The 23,943-nt window shown below is 59.7% G+C and carries 18 protein-coding genes; 6 read left to right on the forward strand and 12 right to left on the reverse strand.

The annotated features are described in order from the left end of the window. Positions 1–36: 36 nt before the first annotated feature. The 5 genes from LIX91_RS07325 to LIX91_RS07345 all read right to left on the reverse strand — a co-directional run bounded on the left by LIX91_RS07325 (position 37) and on the right by LIX91_RS07345 (position 4,444). Positions 37–1,185, reverse strand: a complete 1,149-nt coding sequence (locus LIX91_RS07325) for a Gfo/Idh/MocA family protein (protein ID WP_226488251.1) — start codon at positions 1,183–1,185, stop codon at positions 37–39. A 100-nt stretch (positions 1,186–1,285) separates the two neighbouring features. Beyond that, a complete protein-coding gene (locus LIX91_RS07330; RefSeq protein WP_003348996.1) occupies positions 1,286–2,053 on the reverse strand; it encodes an SDR family oxidoreductase in 768 nt (255 codons plus the stop codon). A 27-nt stretch (positions 2,054–2,080) separates the two neighbouring features. Beyond that, a complete protein-coding gene (locus LIX91_RS07335) occupies positions 2,081–3,148 on the reverse strand; it encodes a phosphotransferase family protein (RefSeq protein ID WP_226488252.1) in 1,068 nt (355 codons plus the stop codon). Between the two features lie 212 nt (positions 3,149–3,360). Next, positions 3,361–3,678: an SCP2 sterol-binding domain-containing protein gene (locus tag LIX91_RS07340; RefSeq protein ID WP_103695534.1), complete on the reverse strand. Its 318-nt coding sequence runs from the start codon at positions 3,676–3,678 to the stop codon at positions 3,361–3,363. 55 nt (positions 3,679–3,733) lie between these two features. Continuing rightward, positions 3,734–4,444 carry a histidine phosphatase family protein gene (locus tag LIX91_RS07345; protein WP_103695535.1) on the reverse strand — a complete coding sequence of 237 codons (711 nt, stop codon included), beginning with the start codon at positions 4,442–4,444 and terminating at the stop codon, positions 3,734–3,736. 205 nt (positions 4,445–4,649) lie between these two features. On the opposite strand from LIX91_RS07345, the gene sohB reads away from it, so the two are divergent. Further along, positions 4,650–5,672, forward strand: coding sequence for a protease SohB (sohB, locus tag LIX91_RS07350; protein WP_003369385.1), 1,023 nt, complete (start codon positions 4,650–4,652; stop codon positions 5,670–5,672). Between the two features lie 161 nt (positions 5,673–5,833). On the opposite strand, the gene LIX91_RS07355 is transcribed toward sohB, so the two are convergent. Both LIX91_RS07355 and LIX91_RS07360 read right to left on the reverse strand, forming a co-directional pair. Further along, positions 5,834–6,328 carry a DUF934 domain-containing protein gene (locus tag LIX91_RS07355; RefSeq protein WP_003410270.1) on the reverse strand — a complete coding sequence of 165 codons (495 nt, stop codon included), beginning with the start codon at positions 6,326–6,328 and terminating at the stop codon, positions 5,834–5,836. Further along, positions 6,312–7,970 (reverse strand): nitrite/sulfite reductase, encoded by a 1,659-nt coding sequence (locus tag LIX91_RS07360; RefSeq protein ID WP_003410272.1) that lies wholly within the window; start codon positions 7,968–7,970, stop codon positions 6,312–6,314. The genes LIX91_RS07355 and LIX91_RS07360 overlap by 17 nt, the downstream gene beginning before the upstream one ends. 553 nt (positions 7,971–8,523) lie before the next feature. On the opposite strand from LIX91_RS07360, the gene LIX91_RS07365 reads away from it, so the two are divergent. Continuing rightward, on the forward strand, positions 8,524–9,624 hold the full coding sequence (locus LIX91_RS07365) for an ABC transporter substrate-binding protein (protein WP_003410274.1): 1,101 nt from the start codon (positions 8,524–8,526) through the stop codon (positions 9,622–9,624). Positions 9,625–9,635: 11 nt separating this feature from the next. On the opposite strand, the gene metH is transcribed toward LIX91_RS07365, so the two are convergent. Further along, complete coding sequence (metH, locus tag LIX91_RS07370) at positions 9,636–13,355, reverse strand: methionine synthase (RefSeq protein WP_226488253.1); 3,720 nt, start codon at positions 13,353–13,355, stop codon at positions 9,636–9,638. A 157-nt stretch (positions 13,356–13,512) separates the two neighbouring features. On the opposite strand from metH, the gene LIX91_RS07375 reads away from it, so the two are divergent. From LIX91_RS07375 to nfuA, 3 genes are all read left to right on the forward strand, one after another. Beyond that, positions 13,513–15,825 (forward strand): fatty acid cis/trans isomerase, encoded by a 2,313-nt coding sequence (locus LIX91_RS07375; protein ID WP_226488254.1) that lies wholly within the window; start codon positions 13,513–13,515, stop codon positions 15,823–15,825. A gap of 180 nt (positions 15,826–16,005) precedes the next feature. Continuing rightward, positions 16,006–17,028, forward strand: a complete 1,023-nt coding sequence (locus LIX91_RS07380) for an acyltransferase family protein (protein ID WP_032702880.1) — start codon at positions 16,006–16,008, stop codon at positions 17,026–17,028. Positions 17,029–17,098: 70 nt separating this feature from the next. After that, a complete protein-coding gene (gene nfuA / locus LIX91_RS07385; protein WP_002553665.1) occupies positions 17,099–17,692 on the forward strand; it encodes a Fe-S biogenesis protein NfuA in 594 nt (197 codons plus the stop codon). A gap of 96 nt (positions 17,693–17,788) precedes the next feature. Here the strand turns inward: nfuA and LIX91_RS07390 are convergent, their stop codons facing one another. From LIX91_RS07390 to LIX91_RS07405, 4 genes are read right to left on the reverse strand one after another with little or no spacing between them, the layout of a single operon-like run. Beyond that, positions 17,789–19,738 carry an acetyl/propionyl/methylcrotonyl-CoA carboxylase subunit alpha gene (locus tag LIX91_RS07390; RefSeq protein ID WP_226488255.1) on the reverse strand — a complete coding sequence of 650 codons (1,950 nt, stop codon included), beginning with the start codon at positions 19,736–19,738 and terminating at the stop codon, positions 17,789–17,791. Continuing rightward, positions 19,735–20,610, reverse strand: a complete 876-nt coding sequence (locus LIX91_RS07395; protein WP_226488256.1) for a gamma-carboxygeranoyl-CoA hydratase — start codon at positions 20,608–20,610, stop codon at positions 19,735–19,737. The genes LIX91_RS07390 and LIX91_RS07395 overlap by 4 nt, the downstream gene beginning before the upstream one ends. 14 nt (positions 20,611–20,624) lie before the next feature. Then, positions 20,625–22,232 carry a carboxyl transferase domain-containing protein gene (locus LIX91_RS07400; protein ID WP_003416487.1) on the reverse strand — a complete coding sequence of 536 codons (1,608 nt, stop codon included), beginning with the start codon at positions 22,230–22,232 and terminating at the stop codon, positions 20,625–20,627. A 13-nt stretch (positions 22,233–22,245) separates the two neighbouring features. Further along, complete coding sequence (locus LIX91_RS07405) at positions 22,246–23,409, reverse strand: isovaleryl-CoA dehydrogenase (RefSeq protein ID WP_100071911.1); 1,164 nt, start codon at positions 23,407–23,409, stop codon at positions 22,246–22,248. A gap of 235 nt (positions 23,410–23,644) precedes the next feature. On the opposite strand from LIX91_RS07405, the gene LIX91_RS07410 reads away from it, so the two are divergent. Then, positions 23,645–23,902: a hypothetical protein gene (locus LIX91_RS07410; protein ID WP_226488257.1), complete on the forward strand. Its 258-nt coding sequence runs from the start codon at positions 23,645–23,647 to the stop codon at positions 23,900–23,902. The last annotated feature ends 41 nt before the right edge of the window (positions 23,903–23,943 follow it).

Below are 23,943 nucleotides of genomic sequence, written 5' to 3' on the forward strand. Positions count from 1 at the left end.
GGCGCATTCTACCCCTTGTACAACGTTTGCAGGAAGTCAGATGTCGGTGAGCGCGACCCAGCGTTGCTCGGCAGCGGCCACGCGAATGGCCGTCGCCAGGCGCTCGATTTGCCACGCTTCCTCGAAGTCCGGGCCACGGCTGCGCTGACCGCATACGGCCTGGATGAGCGCTTGTACTTCGAGCGCCTTGAGCTCGTTGTAGCCCAGCTGGTGGCCGGGAGCCGGGCAGAATGCGGCGTAACCCGGTTGTGCAGGGCCGGCCAGCAGACGCTGAAAACCATCGCGCCCGGCTGCGCCTGTACGATAGAGGCGCAGCTCGTTAAGCCGCTCCTGATCGAACGCCAGCGTGCCCTTGGTGCCGCTGATCTCGAAACTCAGGTGGTTTTTGTAGCCGTGTTTGAGCCAGCTGCTGCTGAAGGTTCCGCGCGCACCATTGGCAAAGCGCAGTAGCGCGTGGGTCTGGTCGTCCACTGCAATGGCGCGCATCTGCTGGCTGCCGAGGCTCGCCGGGCGTTCACGGTGTACGGTGCTGGAGTCGGCGCAGACTGCTTCGACGTCGCCCAGCAAATGACGAGCCATCGCCAGCAAGTGGCTGCCCAGATCGGCCAGCGCACCGCCCGCATGCGCCGCTTCACAGCGCCACGACCAGGGTGACGCCGGATTCCCCATGAAATCCTCGCTGAACTCGCCCTGAAAGCTGACGATCTCGCCCAGTTCGCCGGCTTCGATCATTTCCCTGGCAAGACCGATCATCGGGTTGTGCTGGTAGTTGTAGCCGACCTGAGTGACGACACCCGCAGCCTTGGCACTGCGGCGCATTTCATCGGCCTGGGCGAGATTCACGGCCAGCGGTTTTTCGCAGTACACCGCCTTGCCTGCGGCGATGGCGGCCATTGCCATGGGGAAGTGCAGGTGATTGGGGGTGGTAATCGCCACGATCTGTACGTGCGGATCATCGATCAATTGCTGCCAGTCAGCATGACTGCGGTCGAAGCCCCAGGCGCTTGCGCATAGCTCGGCGCGTGCACTGTCGGCGTCCGCCAGCGCGGAGAGCCGGATGCGTGCAGGCAGATCAAGCGCAGCGTTGGCGTTGCCGAACGCCAACGCATGGGCACGGCCCATGAAACCGGTGCCGATCAGTCCGATACCCAGTTGCGCAGGCGATGTGGAAAGGGATTCCCGCATGACATTCTCCAGAAAGGATTGTTGTTATGCGGAAAATATATTCCATATATTGTAGAAATGGAAAATTAATTCATTTTCCTTCTGCCGGTCAGAGGGATCTTCAGGATAAGAAGCCCCCGTCGACGTTCAGCGCCACGCCGGTGGTATAGCTGGAGGCCTCACTGGCCAGGTAAAGCACCGCGCCGGCCATCTCGCTGGGAGCGGCAACACGTTTCAGCGGGATCTGCGACAGCGCCATATTGAGGATCGCGTCGTTCTTGACCAGTGCCGATGCGAACTTGGTGTCGGTCAAGCCGGGAAGCAGGGCGTTACAACGAATACCGAACTCGGCGCACTCCTTGGCAAACACCTTGGTCATGTTGACCACGGCTGCTTTAGTCATCGAATAGACGCCTTGATAGGCGCCCGGCGATACCGCGTTGATGGACGCCACGTTAATAATGCTGCCGCCGCCGTTCTCGCGCATCAGCTTGCCGGCTTCCACGGACATGAAAAAGTAACCGCGAATGTTGACGTCGACTGTCTTCTGGAAGGCGCCGGGATCGGTGTCCAGCACGTTGCAGAACTGCGGGTTGGTGGCGGCGTTGTTGACCAATACATCCAGGCGCCCGAACTGTTGGCGAATCTGCGCGAATGCACTGCTTATCTGTTCCAGCTCACCGATGTGGCAGGCGATGGCTGTTGCCTTGCCACCCTCGCTGACGATGGCGTCCGCCACCGCCTGGCAACCCTCGAGCCGGCGACTTGAGACGATAACGTGCGCGCCTTGCTGGGCCAGTAGTCGAGCAATGGCTTCACCAATGCCTCGGCTGGCACCTGAAACGAATGCAACCTTGCCATCAAGGTCGAAGAGCTGGGTTCTGGACATGTTATTTCCTTGTCTTGGCGCTGGCGGTCAGAGGCTGGATTTTTCGATCACGCTCAGGCTCATCTGCTCCAGCAGCCTGTTCATGTGAATGAATTGGGCAAAGCGTTTGTCCTGGGTCTGGCCATGGAAAAACCGGTAGTAGATCTGTTGCACGATACCGGCCAGACGGAACAGGCCATAGGTGTAGTAAAAATCGAAATTGTCTATGCGCACGCCAGCGCGCTCGGCGTAATAGTCGACAAATGCCTGGCGGGTCAGCATCCCCGGCGCATTGCTCGGCTGGCGGCGCATCAATTGAACCGGGGCTGGATCGTCGGCCTGTACCCAGTAGGCGAGGGTGTTGCCCAGGTCCATGAGCGGATCGCCAAGCGTGGTCAACTCCCAGTCCAGCACGCCGATGATGTGCATCGGGTTGGCCGGGTCGAGGATCACATTGTCGAAACGGTAGTCGTTGTGCACGATGCTCGAGGTGGGCGAGTCGGCAGGCATTTTGTCTACCAGCCAGCGCTTGACCTGCTCCCATGCCGGAGCGTCCGGGGTCAGCGCTTTTTCATAGCGTTCGGACCAGCCGGAAATCTGCCGTTGTACATAGCCTTGCGGCTTGCCGAGGTCACCCAGGCCACAGGCCTGATAATCGACGCGGTGCAGGTCCACCATTTTGTCGATGAAGTTTTTGCACAGCTTTTCGGTCTGTGCTGCATCCAGCGCCAGTTCCGGCGGCAGGTCAGAGCGCAGGATGATCCCCTTGACGCGCTGCATGACGTAGAACTCCGAGCCGATCAGCGACTCGTCCGTGCAGTGCAGATACGCCTCGGGACAGTAGGGAAAGGCTTCCTTGAGCTGATTGAGAATACGGTACTCGCGACCCATGTCATGGGCGGAGCGCGCCTTGTGTCCGAAAGGCGGACGACGCAGTACCAGTTCCCGCTCAGGGTACTGAAGCAGGTAGGTCAGGTTCGATGCGCCGCCTGGAAACTGACTGATCGTCGGCGTGCCGTGAAGATCCGGCATGTGCGCCTTCAGGTACGCGTCGATCAGGGAGGCATCCAGTTCTTCGCCGCTGCGAATCTCGGTGGACTGGTCAGTCAGTGCCATACGTATCCCTTGTGTTTATTTTGGTCAGCGCAAACTATTGACTAATCTAATGATCGTCCAATCCGCGATCAAGCGCGTGACCGCTTTATAGGCTAGCGTGTTGCCGGGCAATCAGTGGCTCTGATCACTGTTTTGTAGAAACGTGCGCGCATAAAAAACCGAAGCCGGCAGGGCTTCGGTTTTCAGGTAGTACAGTCTGCTGCGCGGCAGGTTTATACCGGGAACAGTTCGCTGAGCTTCATGGCCAGCATCATGTCGCCTTCGGCACGCAGCTTGCCACCCATGAACGCCTGCATGCCATCGGTTTCGCCGCTGACGATGCCCTTGAGGATCTCGCTTTCCATGAGCAGGGTCACGTTGGCGTCCGGGTTTTTGCCTTCCTGCAATTCGCAGGTGCCGTCCTTGACGATCAGGGCGTATTGCTTGTCTTCATCGGTGATGTCGAAGCCAAAGATCAGGTCCAGACCGGCAGCAGCAGCTGGGTTGAACTTGTTTTTCATGGTCTGTACGGCGTCTGCTACTGAGGTCATGTGGTGATCCTTTTAGAGTGAGTGCCAGCGTCCGGCAGGACGCGATTGGCCGGGCTCAGCGATAGGTGATGAGCTCCGGCGCCTTCAGCAGTTGCAAATGCGTGTAACCGTTGAAGGAAGCCAGGGTCACGTCGTTGCCTTTGAATTTAAGCTGGTGCAACGACGTATTGACGATGTGCCAGTGAAGCTCCAGTGCCTTTGATGCAGGCATTCCGGTAATCAGATGCAGCAGGGCGGTAATGGTGCCGCCGGAGGTGAATACCGCGATACGCTCATGCGGGCCGGCAGCCTGAAGAATCCGCTTCAGACCTGCTTCGACGCGGGCCACGAACGCCTGCCAGCTTTGCAGCCCCGGTGTGTCGTGGTTGCCACTCAGCCAGCGCCCGGTAATCAGGTTGAACAGGCGCTGGAACCCTGCAGGATTTGCAGCGGCATCGCGCAGAATATCCAGCGCTTGTGGTTCGTCTTCGAGCAGCGCCGGTATCAACGCCCTGATCACACCTTCGGCATCGAACTCATCGAACGCGCTGTCCAACTGCACATCAGGCGTATCGAGGCCTGCTTCGGTGTACTGACCGAGCACATGCTGGGCGGTGTCTTTCTGGCGCATGAGCTCGCCGGACACACAGCGATCAAAGCTCAGGCCTTGCTCGGCAAGATGGGCACCCAGCACCTGAGACTGACGAATCCCCATAGGCGACAGCACGTCGTAATTGTCGGCACCAAATGAGGCCTGGCCATGTCGTATCAGGTAGATGCTGCCCACGTCCGTTTCTTCTCGGTACGCTGAAGGTTCACCGAGGTTATGAGGGATGCCGGGGGACTGTCAATGAAAAAACATACGCTCGTTTGAAATCATCGTTTTAATGGTTTGTAACGGGTCATTGGCTGGTGCGCCGCACAGGGCGTCGGTATGCTGCATTCATCACAGCCCTTGATTGGTAAGGGCCTGACACTAATGAGGGATATTCGTGGATTTCGTTGTCGATTACGCAAGTTTTCTGGCCAAGACCGTGACGCTGGTGATCGCCATCGTTGTGGTGCTGGTTGCCATTGCGTCCATGCGTGGCAAGGGTCGTCGCAAGTCGTCCGGACAATTGCAGGTTACCCGGCTCAATGATTTCTATAAGGGCCTGCGCGAACGGCTTGAGCAGTCATTGCTGGATAAGGAGCGCCTCAAGACGCTGCGCAAGGAGCAGGGCAAGGCGCTGAAGAAAGAAAAAAAACAGGCCGAGCCCAAGGCCCGTGTCTACGTGCTGGATTTCGACGGGGACATCAAGGCCTCGGCGACTGAAAGCATGCGTCATGAAATCACCGCGCTGCTGACTTTGGCCACCGACAAGGACGAAGTGGTGCTGCGCCTGGAAAGCGGCGGCGGCATGGTTCACAGCTACGGCCTGGCGTCCTCGCAACTGGCGCGCATTCGTCAGGCAGGCATCCCGCTGACCGTGTGCATCGACAAGGTCGCGGCCAGCGGCGGCTACATGATGGCGTGTATCGGCAACAAGATCATCAGCGCACCGTTCGCCATCCTGGGGTCCATTGGTGTGGTGGCTCAACTGCCCAACGTCAATCGCCTGTTGAAGAAGCACGACATCGATTTCGAAGTGCTGACCGCCGGTGAATACAAGCGGACCCTGACGGTGTTTGGCGAAAACACCGAGAAGGGCCGCGAGAAATTCCAGCAGGACCTGGATATCACCCACGACCTGTTCAAGAACTTCGTTGCCAGCTACCGCCCGCAACTGTCCATCGACGAAGTAGCAACGGGCGAGGTATGGCTCGGAATGGCAGCGGTCGACAAACTGCTGGTCGATGAACTCAAGACCAGTGACGAGTACCTGGCCGAGCGCGCCAAGGATGCCGATGTGTTCCACCTGCACTACGTGCAACGCAAGAGCCTGCAAGAGCGCATGGGCATGGCGGCAGCCACCTCAGCGGATCAACTGGCCACCAAGTGGTGGGGGCGTTTGACCCAGCAGCGGTTCTGGTAGGTGTGAGTGAAAAGCTGACTTGAGTCGAACCTCAATCCACCTGACATCCCAGAGCCGCCGTGTGACGCAGAGCGTCACGAACTGCATTCCCACGCGGAGCATGGGAACGATAGTCATCAGTTCCAGAGCTGTGCCTTTAGCCAAATCCAAAGGCGCCTGAATCAGCGGCGCCTGAACAGCGGCAGCGGCTCGTCGGTCGCGGCCTGATAGGTGACCGAGAAGTCCTTCAGACCTTCCAGCGCCTCGTACGGATCCTTGTCGGCACGCACCGCAAACGCATCGAAGCCACAGCGGCGCATGTAGAACAACTGATCGCGCAACACGTCGCCAATGGCACGCAACTCACCCTTGTAGCCATAACGATCACGCAACAGGCGCGCGTTCGAGAAGCTGCGACCATCAGTGAAGGCCGGAAAATTCAAGGCGATGACCTGAAACTGGTCGACATCCTCGCCGATTTCCTCGGCTTCCTCATCACTGTCCAGCCACACACCCAGACCACCGTCACGTGCCTTCAGCGAATGCGCGTGTTCGCGCCACAGCGCCAGCGGCACGATCAGGTCGTCGCAGTTCGACAGGCTGTCAAAGGTCGTGTCCTTGGGCAGCAGATGCCAGGTTTCATCGATGACTTCGTTGTTCTTAATGATTCGCTGCATAGACGCGCTCCTTGAAAGGGTCAATGCCAATACGTTGGTAGGTGTCGATGAAACGCTCGTCTTCGGTCCGTTTTTCAACGTAGACGTCGATCAGCTTCTCGATCACGTCCGGCATCGCCTCCTGCGCAAAGGAGGGGCCGAGAATCTTGCCCAGGCTCGCGTCACGGCTGGCGCTGCCGCCAAGCGAGACCTGATAGAACTCTTCACCTTTCTTGTCCACGCCCAGCACGCCGATATGGCCGACATGGTGGTGCCCGCAGGCGTTCATGCAACCGGAGATATTCAGGTCCAGCTCGCCGATATCGAACAGGTAGTCCAGATCGTCGAAACGACGCTGGATGGATTCGGCGATCGGGATCGACTTGGCATTGGCCAGCGAGCAGAAATCACCGCCCGGGCAGCAGATGATGTCGGTCAGAAGGCCGATGTTCGGTGTGGCGAAACCATTGTCGCGCAGCTCGTTCCACAGGGTGAACAGCTCACTCTGTTCGACATCGGCAAGGATGATGTTCTGCTCGTGAGAGGTGCGCAGTTGACCGAAGCTGTAGCGATCGGCCAGGTCGGCGATGGCGTCCAGTTGCTTGTCGGTCACATCGCCAGGAGCAACGCCGGTTGGCTTGAGCGACAGGGTCACGGCAATGTAGCCAGGCTTCTTGTGCGCCAGCACATTGCGTTGACGCCAGCGAGCGAAGCCGGGGTGCTGAGCGTCCAGCGCTGCCAGTTCGGCGTGCTGATCGCTGAGGGCCTTGTATTGCGGGTCAACGAAGTGCCGGGACACGCGCTGCACTTCGGCTTCGGTCAGGGTGGTCTGACCGCCACGCAGGTGAGCCATTTCAGCGTCGACCTTGGCGGCGAACACTTCGGGGGTCAGCGCCTTGACCAGAATCTTGATTCGCGCCTTGTACTTGTTGTCGCGACGGCCATAGCGGTTGTAGACCCGCAGGATGGCGTCGAGGTAGCTCAGCAGATCCTGCCACGGCAGGAACTCATTGATGAAGGCACCGACGACCGGTGTACGGCCAAGGCCACCACCCACCAGAACGCGGAAGCCCAGCTCGCCCGCTTCGTTGCGCAATGGCTCGAGGCCGATGTCATGCACTTCGATGGCTGCGCGGTCACTGGTCGAACCATTGATCGCAATCTTGAACTTACGCGGCAGGTAAGCGAATTCAGGGTGAAAGGTGGTCCACTGACGGACGATCTCGCACCATGGGCGCGGGTCTACCAGCTCATCTGCGGCCACACCGGCAAACTGGTCGGTGGTGACGTTGCGCAGGCAGTTGCCGCTGGTCTGGATAGCGTGCATCTGCACGGTGGCCAGTTCAGCGAGAATATCGGGAACATCTTCAAGTGCAGGCCAGTTGAACTGTACGTTCTGGCGGGTACTGATGTGCGCGTAGCCTTTATCGTAGTCGCGCGCAATTTTCGCCATCATGCGCGCCTGGCGCGAGGTCAGCTGGCCGTAGGGTACGGCGACGCGCAACATTGGCGCGAAGCGCTGAACATAAAGACCGTTTTGCAGGCGCAACGGTCGAAACTCTTCTTCGCTCAGTTCCCCGGCCAGGTAGCGTCGGGTCTGATCCCGGAACTGCTTGACGCGGTCCTCGATGATCTTCTGATCGTAATCGTCGTATACGTACATATAGGTCCTGTTCTCAGGCTTCGTCATGAAGCAGGGCAGTGGCGTCAGTCTGGAAAAAGCCCGCTGCTCGTTGTTTCCTGCTTCATCTGGTCAATTCTGCGCGCACGGCCGCGCACTCCCCGGGGAGCGAAGGCGACGATAGCAGTTTGCAGTTATCGATAAAAGTGATGTTTATATATATGCAAATCACTAAAAGCGATAAGCAAAACGGCGCCAGTTCATATCCCTGCTTGCCGTGTGGGCAAGACTCGACTTAACTGAGCGTTGAACGATACCGAGCAGGTGTCGGGATACTCCCATTCATGTGCAATCACCCACAAGACCGACAAGAGGCGATGCGATGAGCAAGCACCCGAAAGTAGCCAAACCAGGCAGATCCGTGGATACCTGGGCCATTTTATTCATTGTCATTCTGGCGGTAGGCGCCGCGATGTTCTGGGCCAGCAGCCGGTGAGGGGCTGATAAAGAATCTGCCGGAGTCTCCAGAACCTTGCTGTTGCAGCCGATAACTCGCTTTTGGCGATAAATCCCTGCTGCTTCAAGGTTCGTTGATATGAAGGCGTTATATGTTGGCTGGCTGATGCTGTGCAGTTATCTGTGGGTGGGGACGACACATGCCGCCTCGGTGGTATTTTTGAGTCCCGGCGCAGAAGCCGATGGCTATTGGCAGAGTTACTCCCGCGTCATGCAGACGGCCGCCGACACCACTGGCATGTCGCTGAAAATACTCTACACCGAGCGCGACACCCGCAAGTTGCTCGATCTGGCGCGAGCGACACTGCAAGGGGACGAGCGCCCGGATTACCTGTTGTTTTCCAATGAGCTGAATATTGCCCCTGAAGTCCTGCGCATGTCCGTGGGCAGCGGGGTGAAGCTGTTTGCCGTCAACAATACGCTGGCCGCGGACCAGATTCGGATTCTCGGTGACCTGCCCTCACGTTATCCGGACTTCATCGGCAGCCTGGTGGGTAACGATGAAGAGGGCGGCTATCTGACGGCAAAGCGGCTTATCCGTCTCGCGGCGCCTGGCGCAGACGGTCAGGTCATCGACATGCTGGCGTTTTCCGGGACTAACACCACGCCCGTTTCCCTGCTGCGTGAAAAAGGCATGCTGCGTGCCCTGTCGGAGCATCCAGAGGTGCATCTGCGGCAGATTGCGCTGGGTGGCTGGCGCCGTGATCGTGCGCTCGAGCAGGCTCGCGTGCTGTTCAAGCGCTACCCGCAGACACGCCTGGTATGGGCTGCCAACGAGCAAATGGCGTTCGGTGCGATGGATGCATTGCGCGAGAGCGGCGGCAAGCCAGGGCAGGACGTGCTGTTCAGTGCTATCAACGGCACGTCACTTTCGCTGCGGGCTCAGCTCAATGGCAGTCTGAGCGTGGTGGCTTCAGGGCACTTCACCCTGGGCGGATGGGCCATCATTCTCTTGCACCGCTATGACACTGCCCAACGGCAGGCCCGGCAACAGATCGGCGCACGCATCATTGATGTGGTTCACATCGTCGAGCCGCAGGACGCGCAACGTTTTCTGGATGCAGCAAAGGACGAACATTACCGGCTCGATATCCAGGCATTCAATGTGGAGGCTTCTGGCGAAGCGTCGCCATTTTCGCTGAAAGGCATGTTGCCGCCTGATCACCCAGGCGGCAGATAACCGGTCAGGCGTTACTCGTCGTAGCCCAGGTTCGGAGCCAGCCAGCGTTCGGTGACGCTGAGGTCCTGACCCTTGCGAGCGGTGTAGCTCTCGACCTGATCCTTGTCGACCTTGCCCACCGCGAAGTACTGCGCCTGAGGATGGGCGAAATACCAGCCGCTGACCGCTGCAGCCGGGAACATCGCGTAGTGCTCGGTCAGGAACACGCCGCTCTTGCCTGCGGTATGTTCGGCGCTGCCTTCCGGCAGCGGATCGAGCAGGGCGAACAGGGTGCCTTTTTCCGTATGGTCGGGGCACGCCGGGTAGCCGGGTGCCGGGCGGATGCCCATGTATTGCTCCTTGATCAGCGCCTCGTTGTCCAGCGCTTCGTCCTGCGCATAACCCCAGTATTCCTTGCGCACCTGTTGGTGCAGCCATTCGGCGCAGGCTTCGGCGAGACGGTCGGCAAGCGCCTTGACCATGATCGAGTTGTAGTCGTCGCCGTTGTCCTGGTAAGCCTTGGCGACTTCCTCGGCGCCGATGCCGGCCGTGGTGATGAAGCCGCCGATGTAGTCGGTCAGGCCACTGTCCTTGGGTGCAACGAAGTCGGCCAGCGAGAAGTTCGGCTTGCCGTCGGGCTTGATGGTCTGCTGGCGCAGGTGATGCAGCCTGGCCAACGGCTTGCCGTCGTCGCCGTAGACTTCCAGATCATCATCATTGACCTGATTGGCCGGCCAGAAGCCGAAGACCGCGCGGGCGCTGATCAACTTCTCGTCGATCAGCTTGCGCAGCATTTGCGTGGCGTCGGCGTACAGCGCAGTGGCCGCCTCACCGACCACTTCGTCGGTGAGGATGCGCGGGTACTTGCCAGCCAGGTCCCAGGAAATGAAGAACGGCGTCCAGTCGATGTACTCGGCCAGCACGTTCAGGTCGATATCCTGCAGCACCCGGGTGCCGGTGAACGTCGGTTGGGCAGGGGTGTAGTTTTCCCAGTCGAACTGCGGCTTTTTGGCCACGGCAGCACCGTAGCTCAGGCGTTCGGTGCGCGCGCTGCGTGCCGAGGTGCGTTCACGTACTTCAACGTATTCGAGTCGGGTCTTTTCAATGAAGGCTGGTTTCAGCTCTTTCGACAGCAACTGGGTCGCGACGCCGACTGCTCGCGAAGCATCGGTGACGTAGATCACTGCGTCATTGCTGTATTTGGGCTCGATCTTCACCGCCGTGTGCGCCTTGGACGTGGTCGCGCCGCCGATCATCAGCGGCAGGTGGAAGTCCTGGCGCTGCATTTCCCGGGCAACATGCACCATTTCGTCCAGGGACGGCGTGATCAGGCCGGACAGGCCGATGATGTCGCATTTCTCGTCGCGGGCCACTTGCAGGATCTTCTCGGCGGGCACCATCACGCCCAGATCGACGATGTCGTAGCCGTTACAGCCCAGTACCACGCCGACGATGTTCTTGCCGATGTCATGCACGTCGCCTTTGACCGTCGCCATCAGGATCTTGCCCTTGGCTTCGGGCTTGTCGCCCTTTTCCAGCTCGATGAACGGGATCAGGTGCGCCACCGCCTGCTTCATCACGCGCGCGGACTTGACCACCTGGGGCAGAAACATCTTGCCTGCGCCAAACAGGTCGCCGACCACGTTCATGCCCGCCATCAGCGGGCCCTCGATGACTTCGATAGGCCGCGCGAACCCAAGACGCGACTCTTCGGTGTCCTGCACGATATGAGTGGTAATGCCCTTGACCAGTGCGTGTTCCAGACGCTGATTGACCGGCCAGCTGCGCCATTCTTCGGTTTCGGCTTCCTTGACGCTGCCATCACCCTTGAACTTGTCGGCAATCGCCAGCAACGCATCGGTGCCCTCCGGGTTGCGGTTGAGCACCACGTCTTCGACACAGTCACGCAGTTCAGCGGGGATCTGGTCGTAGATTTCCAGCTGCCCGGCGTTGACGATGCCCATGCTCAGGCCATTGCGGATCGCATGCAGCAGGAACACCGAGTGGATCGCTTCACGCACCGGGTTGTTGCCGCGGAACGAGAACGACACGTTGGACACACCACCCGAGGTCAGCGCATACGGCAGCTCGTCCCGGATGTAGGCGCAGGCGTTGATGAAGTCCACGGCGTAGTTGTTGTGCTCTTCGATGCCGGTGGCGATGGCGAAGATGTTCGGGTCGAAGATGATGTCTTCCGGCGGGAAGCCCACTTCGTTGACCAGAATGTCGTAGGAGCGCTTGCAGATTTCCTTCTTGCGCGCCTCGGTATCGGCCTGACCCTGTTCGTCGAAGGCCATGACTACCACGGCCGCGCCGTATCGTTTGCACAGCCGCGCGTGATGAATGAACTGCTCGACGCCTTCCTTCATGCTGATGGAGTTGACGATGCCCTTGCCCTGGATGCACTTGAGGCCGGCCTCGATCACTTCCCACTTCGAAGAGTCGATCATGATCGGTACGCGGGAGATGTCCGGCTCGCCTGCGATCAGGTTGAGGAAGGTCACCATGGCCTTCTTCGAGTCGAGCATCCCTTCGTCCATGTTGATATCGATCACCTGAGCGCCGGCTTCGACCTGCTGCAGGGCAACTTCCAGGGCCTCGGTGTAATTGTCTTCACGGATCAGGCGGGCAAAGCGGGCGGAGCCGGTGATGTTGGTACGCTCGCCGACGTTGACGAACAGCGACTGGCGATCGATGGTGAATGGTTCGAGGCCTGACAGGCGGCAGGCCTTGGGGATGTCCGGAATTTCCCGCGGCGCGTAACCCGAAACCGCTTCGGCAATCGCCTTGATGTGCGCCGGGGTGGTACCGCAGCAGCCACCGACGATGTTCAGAAAGCCGCTCTGGGCGAATTCTTCGATGATCTTCGCCGTCTGGCTCGGCAGTTCGTCGTATTCGCCAAATGCATTCGGCAAGCCGGCGTTGGGGTGCGCGGACACATGGGTGTTGGCTTTATTGGCCAGCTCTTGCAGGTAAGGACGCAGTTCGCTGGCACCCAATGCGCAGTTCAGGCCGACCGAGATCGGTTTGGCATGGCTGATCGAGTTCCAGAACGCTTCGGTGGTCTGGCCGGACAGCGTGCGCCCCGAGGCGTCGGTGATGGTCCCGGAGATCATGATCGGCAACTCGAAGCCCACTTCTTCGAATACACCCTGCACGGCAAAGATCGCTGCCTTGGCATTGAGCGTGTCGAAAATGGTCTCGATGAGGATCAGGTCGGCACCGCCTTCGATCAGCCCCTTGGTCGCTTCGGTGTAGTTTTCGACCAGTTCGTCGAAGGTCACATTACGATAGCCGGGGTTGTTGACGTCCGGCGACAGCGAACAGGTGCGGCTGGTAGGGCCCAGCACGCCGGCCACGAAACGCGGCTTGTCCGGGGTTTCCAGTGTCTTGGCGTCTGCGACCTTGCGCGCCAGGCGTGCGCCTTCGACGTTCAGCTCGTAGACGATCGATTCCATGCCGTAATCGGCCTGGGATACCTGGGTGGCGTTGAATGTGTTGGTTTCAAGGATGTCGGCGCCGGCATCCAGATAAGCCTTCTCAATGGCGCCGATCACATCAGGGCGGGTCAGGATCAACAGGTCGTTGTTGCCTTTGACATCGCTTGGCCAGTCGGCGAAACGTTTGCCGCGATAATCCTGTTCTTCGAGCCTGTAGCTCTGGATCATGGTGCCCATGCCGCCATCAAGGATCAGGATCCTCTGTTTCAGAGCAGTGAGAAAGGCTTGATGGCGGGCGCTGCGGTCAGACATGGGGGCTACCTTGAGAAGGTCGATTCTTTAAAGAACGGGATGATAGCAAACCGGAACGGTTTTGGTGGTGTTGCGCCTTTTGCATGAAAATCATTCATGTTGGAGCGGGTGATGCCCTTGTAGAATCGTGCCATTTTAATATCAGAGCCCATGGCATATGCAGCACCGTTTGTTGGCAAGCGTCGCCTTGCTTTTTATCTGCTGTGCTGTCCAGGCCCAGACTCCTGCACCCCCCGTCACACCGGCATCCCCGGCGATTTCCTATGTAAAGGACATCCAGCCGATCCTCACCGAGAAGTGCGTTGCCTGCCACGCCTGCAATGACGCTCCCTGCCAGCTAAACCTGGGCAGCGGGGAAGGCGTCAGCCGTGGTGCCAGCAAGGTCTCGGTCTATCAGGGCGAACGCAGCGAGGCGGTTGCGCCGACGCGTCTTTTTTATGATGCGCGTGACACCGACGCGTGGCGCGGCAAGGGGTTCTACTCAGTATTGGAAGCTCAGGGCAGCCAGGCGGCATTGATGACGCGCATGCTTGACCTGGGGCGCAGCGCACCCTTGCCAGCCAACAGCAAGATTCCGGATGACATCGCGCTGGGCATCAATCGCGAAAACGTCTGCCCGCTGCCGGGCGAATTCAATGCTTATGCGGCTGCCCACGCGCAGCAGGGCATGCCGCTGGCGGTCGCCGGCCTGACCGATGCCGAATACCAGACCCTGCAGCGCTGGCTGGCCGCCGGTGCGCCGGTCGAGCAGCAGGCCATTACCCCGAGTGTCACCGAGGCGGCGCAGATCAATGCCTGGGAGGCGCAGCTCAACGAACCTGGGGCGAATCAGGCGCTGGTCGGTCGCTGGCTGTTCGAACACCTGTTCCTGGCGCACATCTATTTCGAAGGCGGTGAGGCGGGGCACTTCTTCCAGTGGGTGCGCTCGCGAACTCCAAGCGGTAAACCTGTGGACCTGATCGCGACCCGTCGTCCCGACGACGATCCGGGCAGCGACTTCTATTACCGGCTGATCCCCGTGCAAGGGGTGATCGTTCACAAGACCCACATTACGTACGCCATGAGCCCGCAGAAGCTGGCGCGGGTCAGGCAGTTGTTCTACGGGTCCGACTGGAAAGTCAGCGCATTGCCGGGTTACGGCCCTGGCCATCGTGCCAATCCGTTTCTGACCTTCGAAGCCATTCCGGCAGCGGCGCGTTATCAATTCATGCTCGACAACGCCGAATATTTCGTCCGCACGTTCATTCGCGGGCCGGTCTGTCGCGGGCAGATCGCCACAGACGTGATTCGCGATCAGTTCTGGGTGCTGTTTCAGGACCCGTCCCATGATCGTTACATCACCGATGCGACGTATCGCGGGGAGGCCACGCCATTGCTGGCCATGCCGGGGCAGAACGATGACGTGGGCAGCGTGCTGAGCCTGTGGCTGTCCTACCGCGACCGACGCAATGAGTATGAAGACCTGCGCCGCGACAGTTACGCAAAAATGCCTGCGCCGGGCTGGAGCACACTGTGGGCAGGTAATGACAATGCCTTGCTGACCGTTTTCCGCCATTTCGACAGTGCGTCGGTCAATAAAGGGCTGATTGGTGACGTGCCGCACTCCATGTGGCTGTTCGATTACCCGTTGCTGGAGCGTACCTATTACCAGCTGGCGGTGAACTTCGACGTCTATGGCAATGTTGCACATCAGGCCCAGACGCGGCTGTATTTCGATTTGATCCGCAATGGCGCCGAGATCAACTTCCTGCGCCTGATGCCTGCCGACCTGCGTGAAGACATGCTCAGTGATCTTTATCAGGAGGGCGGCAAAATCAAGATGTGGCTGGATTACCAGAAGATCGACGACGATACGCCGACGGGCATCAAGCTCGATGAAAAGGCCGCTCAGCGTGACTTTGCGTCCAGGCTGATCGAGCGCTTCGGTACCTTGAATGCCGCGCCTGACCCGATCAATCGCTGCACCGGGGCGTATTGCTCGCGGCCTGGCCTCGACAGCAGCTTCGCTCAGGCAGAACAGGCGTTGAGCCGATTGACGTCGCGTCCTGCGGCGGGTCTGAAGGTCATCGATCAGTTGCCGGAAGCGAGCATGCTGCGCATCGAGGGCAGCAATGGCAAACGCGTGATCTACAGCATGCTGCGCAACCGCGCGCACAGTAATGTCGCGTTTCTGCTGGGCGAGTCGTACCGCTATATTCCGGGCCTGGACACGTTGACTGTCTACCCGGGCGTGCTCAGCAGTTACCCGAATTTCATCTTCAACATTCCAGTCGCACAGGTGCCGGCCTTTGTCGATGCCATGCAGCAGAGCAAGGATCAGGCGAGTTTCGAGCAGATCGTCCAGCGTTGGGGCATCCGTCGTACTCATCCGCTGTTCTGGAGCTACTTCCACGATCTGAATCGCTACGTTCAGGAAACTGAACCGCGCGAAGCGGGTGTGCTGGACATGAATCGCTACGAGAACCTCTGAAAAATGGGGGCTTCACGCCGCAGGCCCTTGTGCAACATGGCCTGCGGCCATCTTTACTTCCTGAACGAAATGTATCTTGCGCGATCTTTTTTTCAAAAAGGTGGTCCGAAATGGTGCGCGTCATAGGCCGGTTTATTCAGCGGCTCATGATTGAAAGTCAGGAAGTAGAGGTTTTTCGTGATGTTGATTTCAGTTCAGGCCCTACGGGCGTTCGCAGCGTGGGTCGTGGTGTGTCATCACTTCATGCAGATTTTTTTCGATTTCAAGGCCAGCGGCCCGGTAGGGCAGTTCTTTGTGTCAAAGGGCGCGGTCGGCGTTGATATCTTCTTCGTCATCAGTGGTCTGGTGATCTTCTTGTCGACGCAGAACAGCGACATGCCAGCACGGCGCTTTATTCTGCATCGTCTGATTCGCATCGTTCCGGCCTATTGGCTTTACACCGCCGCCATGGCGTTGCTGCTGCTGATGGCAGCGCCGATGCTCCCGCACCAGGTCATCGGCTGGCAGAACTTCCTCTTGTCACTGGTCTTCATTCCTTCCGAAAACCCCGGTGGTTATGGTCTCTACCCGACGCTCAACGTTGGCTGGACGCTGAACTACGAGATGTTCTTCTACCTGCTGTTTTCGATGGTATTCCTCTTTCAACAGCGTCACCGGCCGTTGATCATTGCTGCAGCGCTGTTTGCGGTCAGTGAGGTTCTGGCTCGTGCCGGGCTGATCAGCCGCTTCTACGGCAACGACATCATTTACGAATTCCTGCTGGGGATCGGTATCGGCATCCTCTATCGCCGGGGCTGGATCAAACAGGCGCTATGGCTGCCGCTGGCAGGCATAGCGGTCGGGCTGTATGCAATCAATAACCTGACCAACGAGCAGCGCCTGCTCAACTGGGGCCTTCCGAGTGCCTTGATCGTGTTGTCGTGCATCTCGCTGGAACCGTATTTCCAAGGCAATCGCCTGCTCAAGGTGCTCGGTGACTGTTCGTATTCGGTGTACCTGCTGCACGTTCTGGTGCTGTACGGCGGCTTGCTGATGGCGCAGCGCTTTGGCCTCAGTCCCTATGTGGTCTTCGCCTTCTGCGTGCCGATCATCGCCATCGGTGCCTGGGTCAGTTATGAGTGGATCGAGAAAGGCCTGTACCGCCGGATGAAAGCCTGGCTGGATGCGCGCAGGGCGGTCAGTCAGGCGCAGGTATTAACCTGACAAAAATACTGGGACTTTGTGTGAAGCGGCCGATTGGCGTAAACTGCACGCACGTCTGCGAGGAATTTTCATGACCGCTATCACTATTACCGATGCCGCCCACGATTATCTGGCCGATCTGCTGGAAAAGCAGAATACCCCGGGCATTGGCATCCGCGTATTTATCACCCAGCCCGGCACTCAGTACGCCGAAACCTGCATTGCCTACTGCAAGCCGGGTGAAGAGAAACCGGAAGACAAGGCCATCGGCCTGAAGAGCTTCACGGCCTGGATCGACGGCTTCAGCGAGGCCTTTCTGGACGATGCAGTTGTCGACTACGCCACCGACCGCATGGGCGGCCAGCTGACCATCAAGGCACCGAACGCCAAAGTGCCGATGGTCAATGCCGACAGCCCGATCAACGAGCGCATCAATTACTACCTGCAAACCGAGATCAATCCGGGCCTCGCCAGTCATGGCGGTCAGGTCACGCTGATCGATGTGGTCGAGGAAGAGGCGAAGAACATCGCCGTGTTGCAGTTCGGTGGCGGTTGCCAGGGCTGTGGTCAGGCTGATGTCACGCTGAAGGAAGGTATCGAGCGCACGTTGCTTGAGCGTATTCCCGAGTTGTCGGGCGTTCGCGATGTTACCGACCATACGCAGAAAGAAAACGCCTATTACTAAGCGTCTCTTTTTTGCAAGGAAGTTGCTGCACGAAAGTTGCTGCACGAAAACGCCCTGACTGTTCAGGGCGTTTTCATGTGCGGCGGTTGACGAGCGTCACTCCAGCTCCACCAGTATCGCCCCTTCGTTGACCATCTCGCCCTCGTGGCAGTAAAGCGCGGTAATCACCCCGGCGCTGGCGGCGCGGATGCTGTGTTCCATCTTCATGGCTTCCAGCACCACCAGTTGCGCGCCAGGCTCGACAGCCTGACCCACTTCAACCAGTACCCGTACGATGCTGCCGTTCATCGGTGCTGTCAGGCCTCCATGCTGACCTTCACCGACGTCTACCTGGGCGATGGCGTCCAGCCGGGTGACGGTATGCACCTCGCCTTGCCATTCCAGATAGAGCGTATTGCCGCGTCGTATCGCCAGGTGTCGTTGGTGCACACCGTTGTGCTCGACCTGCAGATGCTCACCACTCAGAGTGAATAACGACGGGCTGCTGTGGCGCAGGCAGGTGTTGCGGGTCTGACCGCTGCAGCTCAGTCGCAGATCCGTCTGCGCGGGCAGGCCGGCGCGAAGGCCGCTGCCGACTGCCCAAGGCGAATACGGATCGGCTTGATCGATGCGTGCCGGTTCGCTCTGGCTGAAGGCCTCGGCGGCGGCCTGCCAGAATGTCTCGTCCGGCTCGTCGGTTTGCGGCAGCAGTTGCGTCTGATGGCGGGGAATGAAGCCGGTATCAAGCTGCGCCCCGGCGAACGCTGGATGCGCGATGATTCGACGCAGGAAGGCCAGGTTGGTCCTGACTCCGCCCACGGCAAATTCATCGAGCATGGCCAGCAGGCGCAGACGGGCCTGCTCGCGGTCTTCACCCCAGGCAATCAGCTTGCCGAGCATCGGGTCGTAGAAGGGCGAAATGTTGTCGCCCTCGGCAACGCCGCTGTCCACCCGCCTGCCGGGGCCGGGTGCAGGCTCTCTGTAGAGCTCCAATGTGCCGGTGGCCGGGAGAAAGTCGTTGGCCGGGTCTTCGGCGTACAGACGGACTTCGATGGCATGGCCGGTCAGGGGCACCTGCTCCTGGGTGATGGGCAGCGATTCGCCTCTGGCGACACGGATCTGCCATTCCACCAGGTCCAGCCCCGTGATGTATTCGGTGACCGGGTGTTCTACCTGCAGACGGGTATTCATTTCCATGAAGAAAAACTCGCCGCGAGCGTCCAGCAGGAACTCCACCGTACCCGCACCCACGTAGCCGATGGCCTGTGCGGCTTTCACCGCGGCTTCGCCCATGGCTTTACGCAATGAAGCCGTCAGGCCGGGCGCCGGTGCTTCCTCGACGACCTTCTGGTGTCGGCGCTGAATGGAGCAGTCGCGCTCATTGAGGTACAGGCAGTGGCCATGCCGGTCGGCAAACACCTGGATTTCGACGTGGCGCGGGGCGAGCACGTATTTCTCCACCAGCATTCTCGCGTCGCCGAACGAGGACAGCGCCTCGCGTTGCGCAGAAGCCAGCGCTTCGGCCAGTTCACCAGTGTGCTCGACCACTTTCATGCCTTTGCCGCCGCCGCCAGCGGTGGCTTTCAACAGCACCGGGTAGCCGATACGCTCGGCTGCGGCGCGGAACGTCTCGATGTCCTGTGCTTCACCGTGATAGCCAGGCACCAAGGGCACGCCTGCCTGCTCCATCAAGGCCTTGGCGGCGGATTTGCTGCCCATGGCATCGATGGCCGAGGCGGGTGGGCCGAGGAAAATCAGCCCGGCGTTTTCGATGGCACGCGCAAAATCGGCATTTTCAGACAGAAAACCGTAGCCGGGATGGATCGCGTGCGCGCCGCTCGCCCTGGCGGCTTCGATAAGCCTGTCGATCGCCAGATAACTGTCTGCGGCCTTGCTGCCGCCAAGGTCCACGCAGAGATCGGCCTCGCGGCTATGGCGTGCGTCACGGTCGATGGCGCTGTGCACGGCGACCGTGGTAAGACCCATGTTTTTCGCCGTACGCATGATGCGGCAGGCAATCTCGCCGCGGTTGGCAATCAACAGCTTGGTCAGCTCGGGCGTGCTCATGATTGCGAGTCCTTCTGCGGTTCGTGCCGGGCTGTCGAGGCTGTTGTAACGGGATCGCCAGGCGGCTGATCCTTGACGGGCTGCCAGCCGGGCGTGCGTTTCTGCAGAAAGGCGCGCAGGCCTTCCTGCCCTTCGGCACTGGTACGGATGCGCGCGATGGCGCTTTCGCAGTAGCGGCGTAGCGAAGGGGTCAGCTCACCGCTGCCGACTTCGCGCAGCAGTTCCTTGCTGACGCGCATGGCTTGCGGGCTGTTGAGCAGCAGGTTGTCGACCCAGTGCTGCGTTCGGTCTTGCAGCTCTGCAGCCGGGTAGCACTCGGCCACCAGACCGATCTGCTGCGCCCGCTGGCCGTCGAAGCGCTCGGCCGTCAGGGTGTAGCGTCTCGCGGCGCGTTCGCCGATGGCCTGTACCACGAATGGGCTGATGACCGCTGGCGCCAGGCCGATGCGCACTTCTGACAGGCAGAACTGCGCATCCACCGCTGCAATGGCCATGTCACAGCAACTGATCAGGCCCAGCGCACCGCCGAATGCTGCACCCTGGACCACGGCGAGCGTCGGGATTTTCAGCCTGGCGAGGTTGTACATCAGCTCCGCCAGTTCGCGGGCGTCGTCCAGATTGGTGTTGTAATCCAGGTCTGCTGCCTGCTGCATCCACGCAAGGTCAGCGCCGGCACTGAAATGCCGGCCACGGCCGCGCAACAGCAGAAAGCGCAGGCTGGCATCGCCTTGTACCTGGTCGAGCGCGAGGATCAGCTCGCGAATCATCTGCGCGTTGAAGGCGTTGTTCTTGTCCGGTCGATTCAGCCACAGCGTGGCAAAGCCACGCGGGTCGTTGATCAGTTCTATGGTTGCGAATGAGGTCGAAGTCATGGTCATTTCCCGGCTCACATTCGGAACAGGCCGAAGGTGGTAGGTTCGATGGGCGCGTTGAGCGAGGCGGAGAGGGCAAGTGCGAGAATGTCGCGGGTTTGTGCCGGGTCGATGACCCCGTCGTCCCACAGGCGCGCGCTGGAGTAGTAAGGATGGCCCTGATGCTCGTACTGATCGAGAATCGGCTGTTTCAGCTCGGCCTGCTGTTCGGCGCTGAACGCCTGGCCGGCCCGTTCGGCCTGCTCGCATTTGACCTGCACCAGCACGCCGGCCGCCTGCTCGCCGCCCATCACGCCGATCCGCGCGTTGGGCCACATCCATAGAAAGCGCGGATCGTAAGCGCGGCCACACATGCCGTAATTCCCCGCGCCAAAACTGCCGCCAATGATCACCGTGAATTTCGGCACCCTGGCGCAGGCCACAGCGGTCACCAGCTTGGCACCATGCTTGGCGATGCCGCCCGCTTCATACTTCTGGCCGACCATGAAGCCGGTGATGTTCTGCAGGAACAGCAGGGGGATCCCTCTCTGGCAGGCCAGCTCAATGAAGTGCGCGCCTTTCTGTGCCGCTTCGGCGAACAGGATGCCGTTGTTGGCGAGGATCGCGATCGGGTAGCCATGCAGACGCGCGAAGCCACAGACCAGCGTGGTGCCGAACAGGGCCTTGAATTCGTCGAGTACCGAGCCATCCACCAGTCGCGCGATGATTTCCCTCACGTCGAATGGCTGTTTCGTGTCGGCGGGGATGATGCCGTACAGGTCATCGCCGGGGTACAGCGGTGCAATGGGCGCGACGGTGTTCAGTTGACCCTGCTTGCGCCAGTTCAGATTGGCGATGCTGCGGCGCGCCAGTGCGAGCGCGTGATCGTCGTTGTCGGCATAATGGTCGGCCACGCCGGACGTGCGGCAGTGCACATCGGCACCGCCCAGTTCTTCGGCGCTGACCACTTCGCCGGTTGCCGCTTTGACCAGCGGCGGGCCGGCCAGAAAGATCGTGGCCTGCTGGCGGACCATGATCGCCTCGTCGGCCATGGCGGGTACGTACGCGCCACCTGCGGTACAGGAGCCCATGACCACCGCGATCTGGGCGATTCCTTGCGCGCTCATGTTGGCCTGGTTGAAGAAGATCCGCCCGAAGTGTTCGCGGTCCGGAAACACCTCATCCTGGCGGGGCAGGTTGGCACCGCCGGAATCCACCAGATAGATGCATGGCAGGCGGTTCTGCTGGGCGATCGTCTGCGCGCGCAAATGCTTCTTTACGGTCAGCGGGTAATAGGAACCACCTTTGACCGTGGCGTCGTTGGCGATGATCATGCATTCGACGCCCTCGACCCGGCCGATTCCGGCGATCACGCCAGCGGCCGGGACCTCTTCGCCGTACACCTCATGCGCAGCCAGTTGGCCGATTTCCAGAAACGGTGAACCGGTGTCCAGCAAACGGTTGATACGCTCGCGCGGCAGCAACTTGCCACGTGAAGTGTGGCGCTCCTGGGCTTTGCGGCCGCCCCCTTGCTGGACGTTGCTCAACAGCGAACGCAGCGCTTCGACCTGCTTGAGCAGGGCGTCGCGATTGAGGGTGAATTCAGGCGAGCGGGTGTTGATTCGGGTTTGCAGGATGGTCATGGTGGCTCCGCAATCAACGGGTTTCGTTGAACAGTTCGCGACCGATGAGCATGCGCCGGATTTCACTGGTGCCTGCACCGATCTCGTAGAGTTTGGCATCGCGCAATAGTCGGCCCGCCGGGAACTCGTTGATGTAGCCATTGCCGCCTAGAATCTGGATGGCCTCCAGCGCCATCTGCGTGGCCCGCTCGGCGCTGTACAGGATCACCCCCGCAGCGTCCTTGCGAGTGGTCTCGCCGCGGTCACAGGCCTGGGCGACCGCGTACAGGTAGGCCCGGCTGGCATTGAGCTGGGTATACATGTCTGCGACCTTGCCCTGAATCAGCTGAAACTCGCCGATGCTCTGGCCGAACTGCTTGCGGTCGTGAATGTAGGGCACCACCACGTCCATGCACGCCTGCATGATCCCGGTCGGTCCGCCGGAGAGCACGACGCGCTCGTAATCGAGGCCGCTCATCAGCACCCTGACCCCGCCATCAAGCACGCCCAGCAGGTTCTCCTCGGGCACCTCGACATCATCGAAAAACAGTTCGCAGGTGTTGGAGCCGCGCATGCCCAGCTTGTCGAACTTGCTGCCGCGCGAGAAGCCTTTCCAGTCGCGTTCGACGATAAACGCACTGATGCCATGGGCTGCCTTTTCCAGGTCGGTCTTGGCGTAGATCACGTAGGTATTGGCATCCGGCCCGTTGGTGATCCAGGTCTTGCTGCCGTTGAGCACATAATGATCACCGCGCTTGTCGGCGCGCAGTTTCATCGACACCACGTCCGAGCCTGCATTGGGTTCGCTCATGGCCAGCGCGCCAACGTGTTCGCCGCTGATCAGCCTGGGCAGGTAACGGGCCTTTTGCGCCGGGCTGCCATTGCGATTGATCTGGTTAACGCACAGGTTGGAATGCGCACCATAGGACAGCGCCACCGACGCCGAGCCACGGCTGATTTCTTCCATGGCCACGACGTGCGCCAGATAACCCAGGCCCGCGCCACCGTATTCTTCGCTGACAGTAATCCCCAGTACGCCCATTTCACCGAACTTGCGCCACATGTCGGCGGGGAACAGGTTGTCCTTGTCGATTTGCGCTGCGCGTGGGGCAAGCTCTGCGGCGACGAAGGATTGCAACTGATCGCGCAGCATGTCGATGGTTTCGCCAAGGGCGAAGTTCAGGCTGGGGTAACTCATGGGGCATTCCTTTTTTGTTCTTGAGTGGTGCTTTGTTCTTGGATGGCGCGTCTTTCTGGAAGCGGCTACAGCGTCTATCAGCTATGACCTTTACGTTAACGTAAACCTGTAGGGTTTTGCTGTCAACGCCGATGCCAATGCGGAACAAGAGTGATCATCCTGTATTTTTCAGTCATGAGAGGAGAGGGCGGAATGCCGGAAAGCACGAAGGGGAGCCTGGGCTCCCCTTCAAGGTATGTTGCTACGCTCTTTTTTGTTGTTCGGGAGGCCTGTTGTTGTTTTTGGCGACCTGACCCTTCACATCTTTTTTGAGCGATCCACATGCGGGATCAATAGCAAACGTATTTTTTTGAGCGCTGATGACACTTTCATCGTAGTGATCCAACCAGTTCGGCAGCTGCCTCAGGGCAGTTTTATTGTTCTCTGTCTGGCTGCGAACGACTTGCGAGGCAAGTGGTTCAGAAAAGCTATCCACTTCAAAAAAATCTGTTAGCTACGCCTCTGTCCGTGTTGTTCTTGTTATGTCAGAGCCGG

The sequence above is a fragment of the Pseudomonas sp. B20 genome, from assembly GCF_020515755.1.
GTDB lineage: Bacteria > Pseudomonadota > Gammaproteobacteria > Pseudomonadales > Pseudomonadaceae > Aquipseudomonas > Aquipseudomonas syringae.

Bases quoted from the DNA above. Each gene is read 5' to 3' on its own strand.
- nfuA (WP_002553665.1), top strand. From the start codon at position 17,099: ATGACCGCTATCACTATTACCGATGCCGCCCACGATTATCTGGCCGAT.
- LIX91_RS07400 (WP_003416487.1), bottom strand. From the start codon at position 22,232: ATGACCATCCTGCAAACCCGAATCAACACCCGCTCGCCTGAATTCACC.
- LIX91_RS07375 (WP_226488254.1), top strand. From the start codon at position 13,513: ATGCAGCACCGTTTGTTGGCAAGCGTCGCCTTGCTTTTTATCTGCTGT.
- LIX91_RS07380 (WP_032702880.1), top strand. From the start codon at position 16,006: ATGTTGATTTCAGTTCAGGCCCTACGGGCGTTCGCAGCGTGGGTCGTG.
- LIX91_RS07325 (WP_226488251.1), bottom strand. From the start codon at position 1,185: ATGCGGGAATCCCTTTCCACATCGCCTGCGCAACTGGGTATCGGACTG.
- LIX91_RS07410 (WP_226488257.1), top strand. From the start codon at position 23,645: ATGTTGCTACGCTCTTTTTTGTTGTTCGGGAGGCCTGTTGTTGTTTTT.
- LIX91_RS07335 (WP_226488252.1), bottom strand. From the start codon at position 3,148: ATGGCACTGACTGACCAGTCCACCGAGATTCGCAGCGGCGAAGAACTG.
- LIX91_RS07360 (WP_003410272.1), bottom strand. From the start codon at position 7,970: ATGTACGTATACGACGATTACGATCAGAAGATCATCGAGGACCGCGTC.
- LIX91_RS07355 (WP_003410270.1), bottom strand. From the start codon at position 6,328: ATGCAGCGAATCATTAAGAACAACGAAGTCATCGATGAAACCTGGCAT.
- LIX91_RS07390 (WP_226488255.1), bottom strand. From the start codon at position 19,738: ATGAGCACGCCCGAGCTGACCAAGCTGTTGATTGCCAACCGCGGCGAG.
- LIX91_RS07365 (WP_003410274.1), top strand. From the start codon at position 8,524: ATGAAGGCGTTATATGTTGGCTGGCTGATGCTGTGCAGTTATCTGTGG.
- LIX91_RS07330 (WP_003348996.1), bottom strand. From the start codon at position 2,053: ATGTCCAGAACCCAGCTCTTCGACCTTGATGGCAAGGTTGCATTCGTT.
- LIX91_RS07340 (WP_103695534.1), bottom strand. From the start codon at position 3,678: ATGACCTCAGTAGCAGACGCCGTACAGACCATGAAAAACAAGTTCAAC.
- LIX91_RS07405 (WP_100071911.1), bottom strand. From the start codon at position 23,409: ATGAGTTACCCCAGCCTGAACTTCGCCCTTGGCGAAACCATCGACATG.
- metH (WP_226488253.1), bottom strand. From the start codon at position 13,355: ATGTCTGACCGCAGCGCCCGCCATCAAGCCTTTCTCACTGCTCTGAAA.
- LIX91_RS07395 (WP_226488256.1), bottom strand. From the start codon at position 20,610: ATGACTTCGACCTCATTCGCAACCATAGAACTGATCAACGACCCGCGT.